This window comes from Westiellopsis prolifica IICB1 (genome assembly GCF_004323185.1).
GTDB lineage: Bacteria > Cyanobacteriota > Cyanobacteriia > Cyanobacteriales > Nostocaceae > Pelatocladus > Pelatocladus prolificus_A.
The window spans coordinates 2,796,217-2,815,046 of the sequence record NZ_NAPS01000001.1; the positions used below are offsets into that span (position 1 = coordinate 2,796,217).

Sequence of the window (18,830 nt, forward strand, 5' to 3'; positions counted from 1 at the left end):
CCAATGACCAATGACCAATGACCAATGACCAACAAATAAATTAATGAATTCTCTTTAGTAATAATTGCTCTTCCAAAGCAGCAATTCGATTGTATGCTGCTGTTAATTGTGCTGTCAGTCTTTGAATTTGAATTTCTGGTGCAATTTGTCGATCTCCTCCCTGAAGATTCGAGTCTGGATAAACCCCGTCTGCTATGACATCCTTATGTTCCATCTCAGAATTAAAGCTTATATGTCCTGTTAAAGGAAAGCGACTAGCCTCGCTATTTTCTAAAACAGACCCTTTATCGTCATTTGTTGCATCTAAGCGACAAACCGATAAAGCGTGAGATACTTTATTATCAAGCTGTTCTATTACTTGGTATAGGGTATCTAGCTTATAACTTAGAGATAGCACCTGCTTCTGTAATGGCTCCATTTAATATGCTCATACGCTTATTTTTCTCTATGGTATTCAATAAGGTAGCAACGTTAAACATACTTATGATTTTTTTAAGGTTCCATATTATTTTTTTCAATAAAATATTTAACTAATCATTTAGCAATAAATCTCAATACATTTAGAAAATCCAACTAAACATGAGTATTGAGAAAGATGAATATTGGGGAATTTGAACAAAAATATTCACTCTTGAGGCTGATGGCACTAGCTTTTGGCAGCATCACAAAAAAAGTAGGTAAGATGTATGATGATAGATTGACAAACTGTCTACTCAGCGAGCAATGGCTGAGGTTGAAACAATCAATAAAATTCTCAAATCAATGGATAGAAGGTCGTTTTTACAAGGTGGTACGACATTAGCACTGGCGCAGATGTTGATTGGCTGTAGTCGAAATAAGCAAACAACCTTGAATGTTCAGTTGTTGAAAGGTTCTATTCCTGGTTCGGTGGTTGATCAATTTCGCCGCAATTTACAAAAGGGAGTAAACTTAAATTTTGCCCCCGTAGAGCAGCTACAGAGTTTATTTGAGGAATTACAAAGTTGGTACAATCAATCCCAGGAAACTCCTAGGCAGGGATTGAATTTTAATCTTCCCCTTGGTTCATCACAAAAACCTCAGATTGCTCACTTGGTGACATTAGGAGATTATTGGCTAAAAACATCAATTGAAAAGAAACTAATTCAACCACTGGAAGTAGAACAGCTAAAGCAATGGAATTCATTATCGCAACGCTGGAAAGAATTAGTAACACGCAACGATCAAGGTTTTCAGGACGCCAAAGGGAAAGTATGGGCTGCTCCCTATCGTTGGGGTAGTACAGTTATAGTTTACCGTCGTGATAAATTTCAAAACTTGGGTTGGACTCCAACAGACTGGAGTGATTTATGGCGGAGCGAACTACGCGATCGCATTTCCTTACTTGATCAAGATCGAGAAGTGATTGGTTTAGTATTAAAGAAGTTGGGAAAATCTTACAATACAGAAAATTTAGATGCAATTGTTGGCTTAGAGACACAACTCAAGACTTTAAATCAACAAGTCAAGTTTTACGATTCTACAAGATATTTAGAACCGCTCATTCTTGGTGATACTTGGTTAGCAGTAGGTTGGTCTGATGATGTTTTACCAGTAATTACCCGCTATCCACAACTTGCTGTAGCAACTCCTCTATCTGGAACAGCATTGTGGGCGGATGTATGGGTAAAACCTGTAAGTGTTAAGCCAGAAAACTTAGCTAATCAATGGATTAATTTTTGCTGGGAACCAAAGGTTGCTGAACAGATTCTAATTCTTACCAAAACAAATTCACCAATTTCTGTAAAAGTTAAACCCTCTAATATCCAAGAACAATTACGGAATTTCTTATTAAATCAAGATGATATTTTTGGTAAAAGTGAGTTTTTGCTACCTTTACCTCTCGCAGTAGCTGATCAATATAAATCATTATTTGCGAAAATTAAGAATTATAATAATCCGAGTTAAAAAGAATCAGATCCTCGATTTCTTAAAGAAGTCGGGGATCTTGCAATACGGTTCGGTTAAGAATTTTTCGTCATAATTTTGGATATGTAGAGACGCGATATATCGCGTCTCTACAGGATTTAAATGCCAATCGATTTGTCTTATCCGAACCGTATTGGGGGATCTTGTTCATATCTAAAAAGAATTTCTTAACCCAAAGTTGCTTTGAGAATTTATTTCTATCCTACACAAGGATGGCTTTATTTTAAAATTACATGTATAGCTTGCTAAACGTTCCTGTTGATAATTAAAAATCCGGATGTTGTAACCGTAAGTTCTCGCAATGTCTCCCAAACTATTTATGAAATCGTAACGCTCAAGATAATCTAGTAAACTCCAGATTTGTTGATTCACAATCACATCTACTCGTGCAGGTTGATGATTATTGAATGGATAAGCAATCCAGTTATCCAGGAGTTTCTTTTCGGAAGTTTCTTTAATCCACCATAAACTTGGAACACTTACCTGTCTTTGATCAATCGTATTTGCTGTAATCGCAGAACTTTGAGGATTAGTCAACAAATCTAATTCTAAGGGTGCATCAGAAGGCTTGGGAATTGATGGAATTTCTGCTAGTAATGGTTGGTTAAATAGGCAAGAAATTGTAGTTAGACAAGTTCCTAAGACTAGAGCAAACTTTTGCATAAATATATTGATTGTTGCTCATCTTAACGTTGGAAATTACAAAAAAAAGGGAACTCTTAACAGGGAACTCTTAACAGAGTTGAAAGTTTCTTGGTATATGGCTTTGTTTTTAAAATTTGTACCTCATTTACCTGAAATCTGCTGTAATTTGAGCCTTATACCAATTCTTCGTGAAACTGCTCCCGAATTTTACCCCTCCCCAACCCTCCCCAAAGTATCGGGGAGGGTGCGCCTTAGCGTGGGTGGGGTCTTTGTATGCGTCTTCATATTAAATTGGTATTAGTGTCAAACTTCTCGTATATAGTCAAAAATAAAAGAGGTGATTTTGAGGGTTGAAACCCTCAAAATAGAATTTGAACTTACCATCGCGGACTAGGGACTTTGGAACAAAGCTTGAAAGCGTTCATCAGAACGAATATTGTCAAAATCTGTGTGAGTTTTGATGATTTCTATGTATTCTGGACAGAGGTTAATTGCTTGCTCCAATTTGACGATCGCAACTGGAATATTATCTTTTTGAGCATAACAACGAGCCTTATTGTACCAAATTACAGGGTCTTTTGGTTGCAATTGTGCAGCTTGATCGTAGCTAGCGATCGCATCATCATAATTTTCGAGATTTTCCCAAGCTATACCTTTGTTTAACCAAGCTTTATAGTAATTAGGTTGAATAGACAACGCCCGCTCAAAGCTCTTGATGGCTTTTTGATAATTTTTCCATTCATTCAAAGTTACGCCTCTGTTAAACCAAGCCATGACATTATCAACGTTAAATTCGATGGCGCGGTCGTAACTATTGAGAGCTTCTTCATAGCGTCTCAATTCTCTTTGAGCGTTACCTTTGTTGTTCCAGGCCCAATAGGCGTCTGGTTGTAACTTCAAACATTGGTTAAAGCTGACAATTGCTTGTTGGTACTGCTGTAAGTCACACAAAGTCAGACCGCGATTGTGCCAAACAGTAGGAGCATTGGGGTCAAACTCAATTGCACGATCAAAGCTGTTGAGTGCTTCTTGGTGTCGTTCTAGCTTCCCTAAAGCAATAGCTCGATTATGCCAAACCCAACAATCATTGGTGCGTAACTTCAGCATTTCGTCAAAACAAGCGATCGCATCTTCGTGACGACCCAACGAACCGAATGCAAAACCCTTTTGGAACCAAGCTTCTGGATAATCTGGCTTACATTTGAGTGCAGTATCAAGAATGGCGATCGCGACTTCAAATTCTTGAGCTTTATTGCGTCGGAGTCCTTGCTGGAAAAAAAACTCTGCTTCTACATTGAGAGTCGGCTTAAACGAGTTTGGCATCATACCTTAGAATGATTTTTTCTTTGATTTTTTCAAAACAATAACATAACTTAATAGCTAAATTCGTTATTGATTGTTAAATCCAAAAAAAAATCAGTCTTTAGGAAGTTGCTTAGATGTCTAAATTCAACAGTTTATATCAGTACTTTTTAGATAGATTCGTTTTTTGCAATACATTCAGTGTTGCATGTTTGCCCCAAGCAAACTGTACAATAAACATCTCAAACTCCCATAGTTCAAATATCCCTAAACCCTTTAATGAATAACAGAACCACGGGTTACACCTAGCTGATTTTGTAACTTCAACTCGCGCCAAAGTTGGGAACCTGTGATTTCACCCTTCAGCAATTGTTGATAATGTTGTATTGTTTGAGTCACGTACTCAGGAGTTTCATTCACAAATTCAATCCGGAAGTTAGATAAGCCCAACTCTATTAAACGCTGTACATACTCTGCGCCTGTTTGGGCTATTCCGTTAAATACCGTATTTCGACAACCAGCATCAGCATGAAGGATGTGTTCTGTACCAATGCGATCCCGCAGTTTCACTTCATGTTTTTCACACGGTCGCCCACAATTACGAAAATCTGTCCCAGTAGATAAAAATGCACAAAAAACACAATGTTCCATATGAAACATGGGCATATGCTGATGAATCGTTACCTCAAACCAATTAGGAGGACTACTTTTAATAAGATCTTCCAGTTGATTGATATTTAAGTCGTAGGAAGCAGTTAGGCGTTCCAAATTAAAGTGGTTTTTAAATAAATCTGCCGTGAGAGCATTAGCAACGTTGAAAGAAAAATCTCCGATACAGCGATCGCGCGCAAAAAATTCGAGGTGGTCATAATTCCGCACCAGATACCCATCCGCCTCACAGGAACGCACTTGTTGTAAAATCCAATTTTCTCCAGGTTTAGTAATTCGGGGTGGTGCAACCCAAATACTAGGATTAGCAGAAGGTAAAGAACCAATTTCTCCCCCTACTCCCCCTACTCCCCCTTCCCTCCATTGGCGTACCATCTGCACCGCCTCACGATACTTGCGGGGATCTTCAAATTCACAGTAGATAGTACTAACATTTGATGCGATCGCTGCTTGTAGTTGCTGAAGATTGCGTACTAACACAATTAAGCTAGGAGTTGAGGAAGCACTAAAGCGGGAAAATTCCGAAACAGGAAGTAAGTCGCAAAGCGAAGCGCTGGGATTGATTTGCCAAAGCTTGGGTTTTCTCCGTAGTGTCTCCAATTGAGTGACTATTTCTCGTCGCATTCGATTTAACTCACTCACAGGTAGCATCAATTCACAAGTGAGGTTATTTGTCAAGTCGCCTAAACAAAAGGGAGTATTACCCAGACGACCGAATTGTTCTTGTAAACGTTGTGTAGTTAGGGGTTTAGTGTGTGCTGCTACTAGTGGTGTTGTAGATTCTACCTGAGCAACGTGACCAAGTTCATCACGAGCGATCGCAACTAAATTTTGTCCAACTTCCCCATGCACTTCAATATTAATCGGGCGCTGAAACTGCGGTACATCCCCGGCAAAACTCTGTCGTAATTGCTTATCAAGCTCCGGATCACTAGTTTTCCAAACCTTGTCGCCTACATGCACTCGTCGCCAATTCAAATCTCGTCGCCCGAAGGTTAAGAGGGTTTCTTTTCCCTTTTGTTCTACTGCATAGATGCGTCCGCCTTCCTCTTTTGCTTCTGGATGACCGCAGTCAAACACAACACCATCCCCTGGTTTCACAGGTGCTTCTAACTTCAGGCTCACTTTTTCATTATTAACGCGGATTACCTCTCCCAAATAAACCCCGCGCTTTTTACCAAAACGGGCATGAACCAACTCCTGATTGTTAATTCCACGGAACCACCCAGTATAAATTCCCCGCGAAAAAGCCATCTCCAAATTGTAGCGTTCCTCCGAAGACACCGAGTAATTCTCTGTACTCCCATGCCCTCCATGTCCCCCATGTCCCCCATGTCCCCCATTTCCCCCATTTCCCCCATTTCCCCCATGTTCCCCCTGTCCCCTTGTCTCCTCTTCCTCTTGCGAATCCACCATCACCCGATCCAACGCTTGGCGATAAACACGAGTCACATTAGCAACATACTCTGGAGATTTCAATCGCCCTTCAATCTTGAGACAAGCTACACCCGGCTTTACCAAATCAGGTAAAACCTCTAACCCTGCCAAATCTTGGGGACTAAGGAGATATTTTCGATCTCCCAAATTCATAACTTCCCCATCTGCAATTAATTCATAAGGCATTCGACAAGCTTGGGCGCATTCACCCCGGTTAGCGGAACGTCCCCCTAATGCTTCACTTGTCAAACATTGTCCAGAGTAAGCTACACATAAAGCACCGTGAACAAAGACTTCTAGAGGTAGCGAAGAGCCTCTGTATGCTAACTGGCTTTGAATTTTATTGATTTCGTGGAGAGAACATTCACGGGCAAGCACAACTAAATTACACCCTAATGATTCCGCAAATTCCACACCAGCAGTACTTGTAATGCTCATTTGGGTAGAGGCATGAATCGGAAAATCAGGTGATAGGTGACGAATGAGACGACAAATACCAATATCTTGGACGATGACAGCATCTACACCCGCTGTAATAATCGAGCGAATATATTGTTGTGCTTCTCTGAGTTCTTGGGGAAAAATCAGCGTATTGAGAGTGACATAACCTTTGACACCACGACTGTGCAAGTACTCCATTAATTCTGGTAAATCAGCCTCAGTAAAGTTTTCCGCTCGCATCCGCGCATTGAACCGATCCAAACCAAAATAAATTGCATCTGCGCCATTTTCCACAGCAGCTTCTGCACATTCCCAATTACCAGCAGGGGCGAGGAGTTCGGGAAGTTGGAGTTTGGGTGAGGTGGTTTCGGAAGTTTGTAGGCGAGCAGGTTTCATTTTTACTAAGGCAGGATAGGGGATACCTTAGTGATTTTATCGTTGCCTGGGAGATGATGGGCCTGACATCTTGCACCAGTTGCAATCAGTCGTAAAATAAATTTTCGGCTCAAAGGTTAAACTCATTAAAATGGGTTCAAACCTCAACCAGTCGGTTTTGAACCGACTTTAGCTTTCAGCCCAAATTTTAATTTAGGGTTAGATGCAAATAACAAAGGGCAGGATTTTACCACTGTTGCCTATCCAAAGGGCTTGGTCAATCAGAAATTCTCAGCTTTAATGTCACTTCACCAGCAGCTGGTTCTGTCCACAATCTTCTTTTTCCGTTTTGATCGGTTGCTACAATACTTCCTTCTATCTTAGATTGCTTATTAATCAAGACAGTGGCATAGTACACCGTATTTTGAACCTTTGTATTGTAAGTAATCTGATTAGGTTGGGTTAACCTTGCCGCAGGAGTACACGCAGCTAATTCCTTACGGTTTTTGCTATCGTATATATTCATCAATAATTGTTGTGGTGAAGTGTTTTTTTGGCGAAAAACTCTCACCGTTTTGCCATTATTGGTATTAAAAAGCAAAGTTGTATCACTTTTGTCTTGTCGATCGCAACTTGTTGGTTTTGTGTTTGCTTGTGCTAATACTTTTGTGTTAAGTGCTTTTTCTACTTGTCCTTCCAATACAGTAGATTTATGGTTAAATCCAGCTTTTGCTGATGCAGAGATAGAGAACACCCCCAGAAAAACTAGAAAAACATATATAGATTTTTTCGTCAACATAAATAATTTTACCTATTTCTAAGGCATTTTATTATTACATTTATCACAAGTACTTCCAGGTAATTAGAAAATTAATCTTAAATTTGTCAGCCATACCATTCCTAAATCATTCGTGAAAGACAAGATCCCCGACTTCTCAAAGAAGTCGGGGATCTGTAATCCTCCTGTAATTGGAAGTCCCTTAACAAACTAGCGTCGGAAATATGAAATAAAATTTAATATTATGTATTTTTTTGACTATAAAATCTGTAATTTTCTGACAATTTAGTTATCTTAGGATTAAGTGGGTCAGCATCAGTCAAAACATAGTCACAATGATTATGTTTAAAACCGTTAACCACCCAAAAACTACCCAGATACAGGCGGGTTAAGACATATTTTAATCAGTAGAGAAATCTTTATTGAACGTGCGTCAAACCCCATCTTCTTGTGGTTGGGATGAAAGAAACAAAAAATAATAAGAAAACAGTCTAAAAAGCAAGAGCGGAGAGTCCAAGGGATAAAAAAAGATGAATGCAGAAAAGAATACCGACAAAGACCACCAAGAACGTCTTATTGTCTCCTACATCTTGAGTGCAGCTTGGTTTTTCGGATTGGGAGGACTACATCGTTTATATAATGGCAGAATTGGTACAGGCTTGTTATGGTTAGTAACCTATGGTCTTTTTGGCATCGGTCAGTTTATAGATTTGTTTTTTATCCCCAACATGGTAGATGAACATGAACTCAGACTGAGATTAAAAGCAGGTGTGTCTCCCTTTGGTGTACCTTTGGAACAAGCAGTAGTGGCTTCCGAAGTATATCATCCTACTGGCAATCAACTCGTCCTCAAACTCATCGAAACAGCTGAAAGCCGAGGTGGGATGCTCACGGTAACTCAAGGCGTGAAAGCAACTGGAGCCAGCTTTGCAGAAGTTGAAACAGCTTTAAAAGATTTACTAAAATCAGGTTATGTAAGGATAGATAACGACCCCATGACTGGAGCTGTTACCTACCATTTTTATGAACTGGGTTAATTTCTCCCCAGCCACTTTTGACCATTCAAACGCTGCATCAAACCATACACCAGCAAATCTAGTGTGATTTTGCGCTCATCAATTAAAAATGATTCTAGGGTACTGGGCTGTTTCCCTTCATTGCAAGAAAAAGCTTTTTTCCCTTGAATATCTTCATCAAGAAAATACAAATTGAAGTGGCGCACACCATCTGCAAAGTTACCAACTATTTGCCAACACTCACCGAACTGTTCTAGTCCTTTGATGGGAATTTGCTGTTTTACAAAAGACATTTGTAAGTTTTTTACCCCTTGTTGGGCTACAGCTTTTTCGACAGCAGGCAAGTAATATTGTTGGATAAACTCTGAAAATGGCTTATCTTCAACTGCTGGTGGTTTTTCTTTTTTTGCTGTTTTCGCTGCGGCTGGTTTTTCTCCATCTGCGGCTTTATCTGCGGCGGGTTTTTCCCGCTTGGGTGGTGCAGTTTGAGTTTTAGCTGCATTTGGGTTGGTTTCTGGGTTTACCGCTTTTGGATCTGGCGCGTTGGAAGTGGGAATATCTGTCGCTTCAGGAGAATCGGTGCTGGGAGCGTTTTGTTCTGCGACAGTGGGAGCTTGTTTGTCAACGGTGCTGGGAGCCACCTCTCCCGCTTCATTGTGATTGGTTTCTTCTGCCATTGCTCAGATCAATCCTTATGTATAGCTTTAGGGGAGCTTTGGGAGCGATCGCTCACCGAATTATTAGTCATTTTCATTTTGACATAGCACAGCGTATCTATTAAGTAGATCAGCACAAATAAAGCTAACTAGCAACGCTCATTAGCAGGTAAATAAGTAAAATTGTACTAATCTCTGGCAATTCTAATAAATGGCAGAATTTTCTGAGCAGGATCACTAGCTATTTGTACCCAAACACTCATCAATCCTGACTCACTATCAAATTTGAACTCCGGTCTGTTGAGTGTATAGCCAAGCTGTTCTATATTTTCAGAATGTTCATTCAAGTCTTTGGCTGTAATTAAACGTTTATTTCGATCAATGTGAAAATATAAAGTTGCTTGCCACGGTTCAGAATCATTGTGAGCGCGGTCTAGAATAATTCCTAATTGTTCAAAATAACCAATAATAATATTTGCTAACCATTGGTCATCACGAGTTGGTGTAGACCAATAGTGGGGACGTTTGAGAGCTTTGATTTCTTCTTCTTTCTGAGCTAGTCGCTCCATAGCTTTTTCCAACTCTGCAATTACGTTTTTGATATATTGCTCATTTTTGGCGGCTAATTGCTCAGATTCTTCTAGTTTTGCTAAGACATCGGTATAACTGTGTTGTTGAATATCTGCTATTTTTGCTAACGCGTTTTTGGCTTTTTCCTGGTTGATAGCATTCTGAAATTTTAAGCGATCGCTAACACTCAAACTTTTGATAAATTTAACTTTTAAACATGCTAAATCTGCATGAATCTGATGATAGATTTCTATAGTATCGTTGACAAAACCCAGATTTTCATTACGTTCAATTTGTGTTATCAAATTTTTGTAATTAACAGATTTTCTCTCAAGTTCGTTCTTAAATTTTTTCAATCTTTTGATAATTCTTTCATCTTGAATTTGTCTGATTTTGGTATCTATGGATTTTTCCAACTTTGCAATACATTCTTCGATATGCGAATTTAAAATTTCTTTGATATTGAATAAGAATTTTTCTATAACAGCATCAGCAAATAGCTTTTCTTCCTCTGCTTTTCCTTGATAAACTTCTAGTTCAGCCTTGAGATTTGCAACTGTGTCTAACAATTTTTTGTTCACTGACTGTTCTAGTCGTAATCGATTTTCAACTCCGAGTTTGATCTCTACTTCCTTCGTTAATTCTGCTATTTTCTGCTCTCTAGGTTTAATAAAAGCTTCGATCTGATTATTGGCATTATCTTCATAGAGATGAGAACTGGCTTCATTGACTATCCCAATCGCAGCACTGCTAACAGCTACAATCCAAGCAAGTGTTTTTGCATTTGGATTTTCGCTTTGTACAGCGGTGACAGCAGCTAACAAGGTTAAACAACCTGCGATCGCGTTGATGATATTCCTGGGCTGTCTTAAAGAGATTTTATGTGTCATAATAATACCCTTAATCTTCTGTTTCACCTACACACCAAACAGCTTGAAACAGATCGTAGTTAAATCAATACCTAAAATTAGGTATATACAAATACTCAAATTCCAAGTAATTTCGATTGATACTTCTTTGATGGCACAAGCCCCTTCCCTTAACCTTCCATTTGGGGTAATTAGGATCTGTGGAGCCAATCCAAAATCTATAGACGCACGAAGTGTGGCTACCTTTGGTAGGCGCGTTAGCGAATTGGTGCAAGTAGCTACTCCGTGTCTACTCGACAGAGTAATCTAAAATCTAAAATCGAATGACCTTATTCTAAATTGTCTTTAATAATTTTCTCCTCAAAAACCAAATTATATTCTATTAAATCCTAAACGATACTCATTGCATCTGCTTGAGGGGAATTGCCCCTCTGTTAACTATCAAACAAAAAATAAAAGAGCGATCGCCCATTATGATCCAAGTCAGTATTCTCAACTGTGCTGTCGCTGACATTTTCTGTTTTTTTTACTTATCTCAAAACTACTGTCGAGATCTGTCTTAAATCATCTTGATTGATCTGGTATTGCGCCCCTGATTCAGCAGTTTATAGCCACAAACGTACTGCATCATAGTGAGAATATATTGAAACAGCCGTCATGGTGTAGTTCAGCAATCTAGTTAGTTAGGCAGTTTGAAAAATCTACTGCCGTTATTATTTACCTAGTACCTTGCTGTTCCATGAGCGAACCTTCAATACCAAGTTTTTCATCATCCTATTTTTTCTTCAAAATAGGTTTTTGGCTTGGTTTTTGCTGACGGTTGCTGCGCTCATCAGAATTATTTTTTGGAGTTGGCTGTTGTACTTGCTGTACTCTAGGCTTATCTTTCTGAGATGCTTGCGATGCTTGCTGGGCCGTCGCTTTATCCTTTTTGGACGCTTTGAGAAATCTGGGTGCAGTTTCTTGGGGTGGAGCTAAGAGTGCTACAAAACCGAAAACATCACGCCCAGGCAGAAATTTCGCCTTCAAGGTGACAAATGTCGGTTGTCCTTGGTCTTCTCTAGGAGCTTTAGGATTAAATCTAAAGGGTCTGACTGGTGCATCCTTCCAGAGCAAGGGCAAATGACTAGCCTTCATGAATTTTACCTTTTGAGCAGGCTCGGCTTGCTTAATGTATTCGAGCCTTTCACGAGTAAAGTTACGAAACACGGAGATGCAAGGAGTAGGACAAACAGGAATAAACTGCCATAGTCCTGAGAATTTAAACTCTAGGTCTAGTAACTCTGCTGAAACTGCTTCTTCAAACCGCCCTTTGTCAAAGCCAACTAGCTGAAAAGCAATGCGATGTGGTTGATCTTTGCGGGGAAAATGAATTGCTTTTGGATAAACAACCAGACGTTGAGTTCGATTACCTGTTGCTTCGATTTCTTTTTGGAGAGCTTCAAATACTTTGCGCTTTCGGGGAACATAGAAAAGTGGGTATTGAGAACGACCAATGGTAACAGTGTTTTTACCATCCTCAGTTAAGTTAACCTCCCCAGTAATCACCCCAACCGCTTGAAATATCGCTCCTGAATCTTCAATTTCTGGTTGCGGTTCAGTATTCTGATTAACTTGCTCGTCCGCAGATGGGGTTTGAAGTGGAGAAGCAGCCTCATACGAATTTGTGGAATCTTGTAGAGACTGATCTGGGGAGTCTGGGGAAGTTTTTTCTTCTTCCCCAGCTACCCCTGCTTGCCCAAAATGCATCAAGGAATGCAACTTAGTATCAGTAGGCTCATTGGGGTTTGGTTCGGCAAATGCCATAATTGTTGTTTTTTTTTGAAATCGCTAATTATTCTATTTTATGGTATACAAATTGTCTACAATTTGTTATAGACAACAACGTAGACAATTTATAAATAAGACTTTAACATGTATACAACTACGTATACATCAGTCTACAGAATGCCTAGTAAAGTCATCTCGTTTCGGTTAAGTGAAGTTGAAATTCAAGCACTGTCAGCACTACAAACTTCTGATGATGAGTCACTAAACCAAACTGCTGCTAGGTTGCTCAGGGATGTTCTTGGTACATCTACAGTTTCATCTCAAGGGTCTACCAGTGTAGAGATCAGGCAGATAGTTAGACAGGAAGTAGAAGCGATCGTGTCTACACCATCTATGGTTATCGATATGAGAGAAATGGTCAAACAGGAAGTGGAAGACGCAATTTCACAGTTAACTACCCATCATGAGGTGCATACACCACGGTGAATAAAAATATAATTCTTATGGCTTCAATTTAATTCAGAAAGATTTTATATATATTCATAAGTTTGTTTGTAAAATGGCAAACTTCACTGGTTAAACATTTTTAAAGTAGGCAAACTAAACTTATCCTTAATCAAACTCATGTTTTCAAGATGGATGAGCTTAAATATTACAGTTCATTGCAATTTCTGTTTCAAATCCATAACTCAAAGTCATAACGATTACAATACAAAGTAAACTCATAACGAGTATGAATAGTTCCAGGTTCATGAAGCCAAAGTTGAGCTCATGAGCATAAACAGCAACGTTTAAACTAAATGAATGGAGATATCACCCACATGGCTGATCCCAAAACATTGACAACTGCTGATGGTATCCCAGTTGCAGATAATCAGAATTCTTTAACAGCAGGTGAGCGTGGTCCTGTGTTAATGCAGGATTTTCACCTGATGGAGAAGCTAGCTCACTTTAACCGGGAACGGATTCCTGAGCGTGTTGTTCATGCTAAAGGAGCGGCTGCATTTGGTACATTCACCGTCACTCAGGACATTACTCGTTACAGTAAAGCCAAAGTTTTTTCCGAGATTGGTAAACAAACCCAGGTTCTGCTGCGATTTTCTACTGTGGGAGGCGAAAAAGGTTCCGCCGATGCAGAACGTGATCCCAGAGGTTTTGCGGTCAAGTTCTATACAGAAGAAGGTAACTGGGATTTAGCAGGGAATAATACACCAGTCTTTTTTATCCGTGATCCACTCAAATTTCCTGATTTTATTCATACACAAAAGCGTAATCCGCAAACTAATTATAAAGATGCTAACGCCATGTGGGATTTCTGGTCACTCAGCCCAGAAGCTCTGCATCAGGTAACAATTTTGTTCAGCGATCGCGGTACTCCCAAAACCTATCGGCACATGAACGGCTATGGTAGCCATACATTTAGCCTGATCAATGCTCAAGGTCAACGAGTGTGGTGCAAGTTTCATTTCAAAACCATCCAGGGGATTGAAAACTTTACAGCAGAAGAAGCTATTCGGGTTAAGGGAGAAGATCCAGACCATGCAACTCGTGATTTATTTGAAGCGATCGCCCGCGGCGACTATCCTAAATGGCGAGTCTGCATTCAGGTAATGACTGAAGAACAAGCAGCACACCATCAGGATAATCCTTTTGATCTGACTAAGATTTGGAAGCATTCCGAATATCCCTTAATTGACGTGGGTATTCTCGAACTCAACCGCAATCCGCAAAACTATTTTGCAGAAGTTGAGCAGGCGGCCTTTTCTCCTTCTAACGTCGTTCCTGGGATTAGCTTTTCTCCCGATAAGGTATTGCAAGCTCGCATTATGTCTTATCCCGATGCTCACCGCTATCGTATCGGTGCGAACTATCAGCAATTACCCGTCAATCAACCAAAGTGTCCCGTGATGCACTATCAACGTGATGGTGCGATGGCATTGGGTAACAATGGGGGTAACACACCGAACTATGAACCCAACAGCTATGAGGATACACCAAAACAAAATTGTGCCTATGCAGAGCCAGCTTTAGACTTAGGCAATGTCAAAGTAGATCGCTATGACCACCGCGCAGGTAATGACGATTACACCCAAGCAGGAGATCTCTATCGGCTCATGACACCCGACCAACAACAGCGTTTGATCCAAAACATTGTCGGTAGTTTGAGTCAAGCAAGAAGTGATATTCAGATGCGCCAACTGTGTCATTTCTTCCGAGCAGATGTAAATTACGGTCGTGGTGTGGCAGAAGGATTGGGAATTACCATTGATCCAGCCATGATTCCAACCTCAGCTCAACTCATTGGGGCATAAAAATTGGGCATTGGGCATGAATCAGTTAACAGTTAACAGTGAGCAGTTAAGAGTGATAACTGATAACTGATAACTGATAACTGATAACTGATAACTGATAAGTCTCCCCACACTCCCTTCCCGTGTTTCCCTTGTAAAAAATTTGTAATCCCCATAAATTCTGGAAGTCAGAATTTATGGGGATTAGGGTTAGGGGGTTAGGGGTTATGTTCTTATTATACTCAATTAAATTACTTTTAGCTTCTCAATTAAAAATTTTTGGACTTTTTTTTGAACTATCTCTATATTGGCGTTGGCATCTATACGTACAATTCTGTGTGGATGGGTTTTAGCTAATTCGGCATATCCTTGTTGAATGCGACGATGAAAAACGATCGCTTCTTGCTCAATGCGATCTAGAGTCGTTGATGTTCCGCGTTTACGGGCTAACCCGATCTCAACATCAAGATCAAGCCATAGGGTAACATCACTTTCTAAGCCATTGGTAGCAATGCTGTTGAGTTGATCAATTAAACTCATGTCTAAACCGCGACCATAACCTTGGTAAGCAATTGTAGAGTCAGTGTAGCGATCGCACAATATAATTTTCCCAGCTGCAAGATTTGGTCTAAGTTCTTCTTCCACGTGTTGCGATCGGTCAGCAGCGTATAACAATAATTCTGTTCTATCAGCAATTGGTTGATCTGGTGATTTTTCCAGTAACAAGCGTCTTAAATGTAAGCCTAAAGAAGTTCCTCCCGGTTCACGAGTCACTAAAACAGAAATACCCAGACTTTGCAACCACTCACTACAAAGTTGGATCTGAGTTGTTTTGCCACAACCTTCCACCCCTTCAAATACAATCAATTTGCCATTCATCATAAATTACGATTGTGCAACGCTGCATAAATAAACCTAATTTTACAGACATATACACATCAACTTTTTCTGCCTACTAAAGAGCAACTATCAACAGCCAATATCAGCAACCAAGACTATTTCTCTTAGTGTCTTAGTGTCTTAGTGTTTCAAAAATTATTTTTTCAACACAAAAGCACAAAGACACCAAGAACAAATCATATTTAAGACTTTCCTAAGCTTGATAAGAGTTTCCGACTCTATCTACAAATACATTATAGGAAAATGGCAAACGGCCAGGATTGAGACGTGGTTCTGATGGATATCCTACAGGTACTAAAACTGCGATCGCTAAATCAGGATCATCCGCAGCACCAATTACTACTTTGACCTTATCCTCAATCCAACCATTCATAAAGCAGGTGGATAAACCTAAACTTTCTGCTGCTAATACTAAGTGAGTTGCAGCAATCATCGCATCTTTAACAGCATACTCCCGTCGCTTGTCTCCAAGACCAGCTTGGTGTTGGGGAATAGCTGTTTTGAAGTAGTTAACTACATTTTCTGGCCAAGCACCGCTTTGTAAACCTTGTTCATAAATCGGTGTCAAGTCTTTTTCTCCACCTTTTGTATCTGCTGCAAAGACAAAAGTTACAGGTGCTTCCAAAACTTGTTTTTGATTCCAAGCTGCTTCTGACAAAGCAGCTTTTTGCGCCTCATCTTGTACTAAGATAATCCGCCAGTCCTGAATGTTATAGCTACTAGGTGCTGCAACTGTTAATTCTACCAATTGTCTGAGCAGTTCTGGGGCGATGGGGTCTGGTTTGAAAGTCTTGATGGAACGACGTTGGAGAATAGCGCTTGGTACATCTAGAGGTTGAGTTGCTAAGTTCAGTTCTTGAGTAATTGGATTCATTGGAATTTCCCTCTAATTTGATGAATGCGTAATTGATACCAAAATATTAAATGACAATCACTGTAAATTGAGTAAAGATGTGGTTAACAAGCTGACCAAGCAATTTTAAATTTGAGATTTTGGATTGTGAGAAAAACAAGCCCTTCCCATAACCACCAATTTGGGGGAATGGGAGCGGTAGATAATCCAAAATCCACGCATCCAAAATCTTCAACTCAAGACCCCGCACCCGTCCGTGGGGACGGCTCGTCAATCCAAAATCCAAAATTGGATGACCTTCAGTACAGTGTAGGTAGTTCACCGTACTTGTTGCACTTCCAATGTTGGGTAATCAGTGTATCCCTTCTCTCCACCACCATAAAATGTAGATGGGTCGGGTTGATTCAATGGTGCGTTCAGTGCAAGGCGTCGGGGTAAGTCAGGATTGGATATAAACAATCTGCCAAAGGCTACTAAATCAGCTTCTCCTCTAGCCAAGACAGCATTACCTTTCTCTAAAGTGTAATCACCATTGACCATGAGTGTACCTTGGTACTTTTGCCGGAGAAGGCTAGTAGGTACAACTGTCGCCCCGTGTCTGATATCTGCTTCTGTAGCTTCAAAGATATGCAGATATGCTAAATCAAACTGATTGAGTGCTTGGGCTGCGTAACCAAAAGTTTGTAGTGGGTTAGACTCATGCATGTCGTTAAATGTGCCACTGGGAGAAAGACGCACTCCTACTCGTTTGCTATCCCAAACACCAGTGATTGCTTGTGTTATTTCTAGCAGCAGTCTGACACGATTCTCTATAGAACCACCATATTTGTCTGTACGTTGATTAGTACCATCCCGGAGAAATTGGTCAATTAAATAACCATTAGCTCCGTGAATTTCCACACCATCAAATCCAGCAGCAAGAGCATTCGCTGCACCTTGGCGATACTGTTCTACGATCTCTGGAATTTCCCAAGTTTCCAAAGCACGAGGTGTGACAAAGGGTTTCATTCCCTCATAGGTCGATGCTTCTCCTTTTGGTGCGATCGCAGATGGTGCTAAAGGTAAGGCTCCATCTGGTTGCAAATCAGGGTGAGAAATGCGTCCAACGTGCCACAGTTGCAGGAATATTCTTCCCCCCTGCTCATGCACTGCATTTGTAACCAACTTCCAACCTGCTATCTGTTCAGATGAGTGAATACCTGGTGTATAAGGATACCCTTGTCCTTGGGGTACAATCTGACTTGCTTCACTAATAATTAGCCCCGCAGTTGCACGTTGAGCGTAATATTCTGCATTGATTTCGTATGGTACATTTCCCTCACCTGCACGATTACGTGTGAGGGGAGCCATAATGATACGATTGGGCAATTCTAAATTGCCCATTTGGTATGGGGTAAATAAATTGATATTTTCGTTCATAAAATCTTTCCCAAAATTCTAACTTGAATTTCTCAAGAAGGTTGTACTGTCTGCGCTGATTGATTAAACAACAATGAACGGGATTTTTCTACATCCAGTGTCTGATTTTTAAATGCTTCTGCTTTTTCGTAGGCGCGGATTGTTGCTGGACGTGCTTGAATTGTTTCAAACCAGCGCTTGAGGTGGGGAAAATCTTCTAGTTTTTGACCTTGGCGTTCATAAGGAACAATCCACGGATAGATGGCGATATCAGCAATCGAATAGTTATTACCAGCAACAAATTCGCGATCGCTCACGCGTTTATTCAGCACAGCGTATAATCTTGCTGTTTCATTCACATAACGATTAATGGCGTAGGGAATTTTTTCTGGCGCGTAGTGGCTGAAGTGGTGATTTTGACCCGCCATAGGTCCTAAACCTCCCATTTGCCAGAATAACCATTGCAATACTTCAGTGCGATCGCGTATATTATTGGGAATTAACTTTCCTGTTTTCTCTGCCAAATACAGTAAAATTGCCCCAGATTCAAAAACTGAAATCGGCTCACCACCATCAGCAGGTTCACGATCAACAATTGCAGGGATACGATTATTGGGTCCTATCTTCAAAAATTCCGGTTTAAATTGATCACCTGCACCTATATTTACAGGAATAATTGTGTAAGGAAGTTCAGCTTCCTCCAGGAACATCGTGATTTTGTGACCGTTGGGTGTTGTCCAATAGTAAAGCTCAATCATGAATTCTCCTCCGATTCTGCTGTGCTTTCGCTGCTAAATAGGGAACACGGGAGTGTGGGGAGTGTGGGGAGACTTGTCAGTTATCAGTTATCAGTTATCAGTTATCAAATTAAACTGTTAACTGATTCATGCCCAATGCCCAATGCCCAATGCCC

Annotated in this window: 16 protein-coding genes; 4 read left to right on the forward strand and 12 right to left on the reverse strand. The window is 40.2% G+C overall.

Features of this window, described 5'->3' with window-relative positions; genetic code table 11:
• Positions 1–40 precede the first annotated feature (40 nt).
• Positions 41–418: a hypothetical protein gene (locus tag B4U84_RS11565; protein WP_017313188.1), complete on the reverse strand. Its 378-nt coding sequence runs from the start codon at positions 416–418 to the stop codon at positions 41–43.
• A 344-nt stretch (positions 419–762) separates the two neighbouring features.
• On the opposite strand from B4U84_RS11565, the gene B4U84_RS11570 reads away from it, so the two are divergent.
• Positions 763–1,926, forward strand: a complete 1,164-nt coding sequence (locus B4U84_RS11570) for an extracellular solute-binding protein (RefSeq protein WP_131118900.1) — start codon at positions 763–765, stop codon at positions 1,924–1,926.
• A 174-nt stretch (positions 1,927–2,100) separates the two neighbouring features.
• Here B4U84_RS11570 and B4U84_RS11575 read toward each other — a convergent pair whose 3' ends face one another.
• From B4U84_RS11575 to B4U84_RS11590, 4 genes are all read right to left on the reverse strand, one after another.
• Positions 2,101–2,610 carry a hypothetical protein gene (locus tag B4U84_RS11575; RefSeq protein ID WP_131117939.1) on the reverse strand — a complete coding sequence of 170 codons (510 nt, stop codon included), beginning with the start codon at positions 2,608–2,610 and terminating at the stop codon, positions 2,101–2,103.
• Positions 2,611–2,982: 372 nt separating this feature from the next.
• Positions 2,983–3,915: a tetratricopeptide repeat protein gene (locus tag B4U84_RS11580; protein WP_044448710.1), complete on the reverse strand. Its 933-nt coding sequence runs from the start codon at positions 3,913–3,915 to the stop codon at positions 2,983–2,985.
• Positions 3,916–4,170: 255 nt separating this feature from the next.
• Complete coding sequence (locus tag B4U84_RS11585; RefSeq protein ID WP_131117942.1) at positions 4,171–6,837, reverse strand: U32 family peptidase; 2,667 nt, start codon at positions 6,835–6,837, stop codon at positions 4,171–4,173.
• 256 nt (positions 6,838–7,093) lie between these two features.
• On the reverse strand, positions 7,094–7,615 hold the full coding sequence (locus B4U84_RS11590) for a hypothetical protein (RefSeq protein WP_131117945.1): 522 nt from the start codon (positions 7,613–7,615) through the stop codon (positions 7,094–7,096).
• 509 nt (positions 7,616–8,124) lie between these two features.
• On the opposite strand from B4U84_RS11590, the gene B4U84_RS11595 reads away from it, so the two are divergent.
• Positions 8,125–8,631, forward strand: coding sequence for a TM2 domain-containing protein (locus B4U84_RS11595; protein WP_017313182.1), 507 nt, complete (start codon positions 8,125–8,127; stop codon positions 8,629–8,631).
• Here the strand turns inward: B4U84_RS11595 and B4U84_RS11600 are convergent.
• The 3 genes from B4U84_RS11600 to B4U84_RS11610 all read right to left on the reverse strand — a co-directional run bounded on the left by B4U84_RS11600 (position 8,628) and on the right by B4U84_RS11610 (position 12,511).
• The gene (locus tag B4U84_RS11600; RefSeq protein ID WP_131117948.1) at positions 8,628–9,287 is read right to left on the reverse strand and encodes a DUF2996 domain-containing protein; all 660 of its coding nucleotides are present in this window, start codon (positions 9,285–9,287) and stop codon (positions 8,628–8,630) included. The two genes, B4U84_RS11595 and B4U84_RS11600, sit on opposite strands and share 4 nt — an antisense overlap.
• 167 nt (positions 9,288–9,454) lie before the next feature.
• Positions 9,455–10,726, reverse strand: coding sequence for a hypothetical protein (locus tag B4U84_RS11605; RefSeq protein WP_131117951.1), 1,272 nt, complete (start codon positions 10,724–10,726; stop codon positions 9,455–9,457).
• Positions 10,727–11,479: 753 nt separating this feature from the next.
• The gene (locus tag B4U84_RS11610; RefSeq protein ID WP_017313179.1) at positions 11,480–12,511 is read right to left on the reverse strand and encodes a hypothetical protein; all 1,032 of its coding nucleotides are present in this window, start codon (positions 12,509–12,511) and stop codon (positions 11,480–11,482) included.
• A 108-nt stretch (positions 12,512–12,619) separates the two neighbouring features.
• On the opposite strand from B4U84_RS11610, the gene B4U84_RS11615 reads away from it, so the two are divergent.
• The gene (locus B4U84_RS11615) at positions 12,620–12,961 is read left to right on the forward strand and encodes a hypothetical protein (protein ID WP_242677609.1); all 342 of its coding nucleotides are present in this window, start codon (positions 12,620–12,622) and stop codon (positions 12,959–12,961) included.
• Between the two features lie 335 nt (positions 12,962–13,296).
• Positions 13,297–14,787 (forward strand): catalase, encoded by a 1,491-nt coding sequence (locus B4U84_RS11620; RefSeq protein WP_131117955.1) that lies wholly within the window; start codon positions 13,297–13,299, stop codon positions 14,785–14,787.
• 225 nt (positions 14,788–15,012) lie between these two features.
• On the opposite strand, the gene tmk is transcribed toward B4U84_RS11620, so the two are convergent.
• From tmk to B4U84_RS11640, 4 genes are all read right to left on the reverse strand, one after another.
• Positions 15,013–15,645 (reverse strand): dTMP kinase, encoded by a 633-nt coding sequence (gene tmk, locus B4U84_RS11625; RefSeq protein ID WP_131118904.1) that lies wholly within the window; start codon positions 15,643–15,645, stop codon positions 15,013–15,015.
• A gap of 214 nt (positions 15,646–15,859) precedes the next feature.
• Complete coding sequence (locus B4U84_RS11630; protein WP_131117958.1) at positions 15,860–16,540, reverse strand: nitroreductase family protein; 681 nt, start codon at positions 16,538–16,540, stop codon at positions 15,860–15,862.
• A 297-nt stretch (positions 16,541–16,837) separates the two neighbouring features.
• Positions 16,838–17,938, reverse strand: a complete 1,101-nt coding sequence (locus B4U84_RS11635; protein WP_131117961.1) for an alkene reductase — start codon at positions 17,936–17,938, stop codon at positions 16,838–16,840.
• A gap of 32 nt (positions 17,939–17,970) precedes the next feature.
• The gene (locus B4U84_RS11640) at positions 17,971–18,675 is read right to left on the reverse strand and encodes a glutathione binding-like protein (protein WP_131117963.1); all 705 of its coding nucleotides are present in this window, start codon (positions 18,673–18,675) and stop codon (positions 17,971–17,973) included.
• Positions 18,676–18,830: the final 155 nt, after the last annotated feature.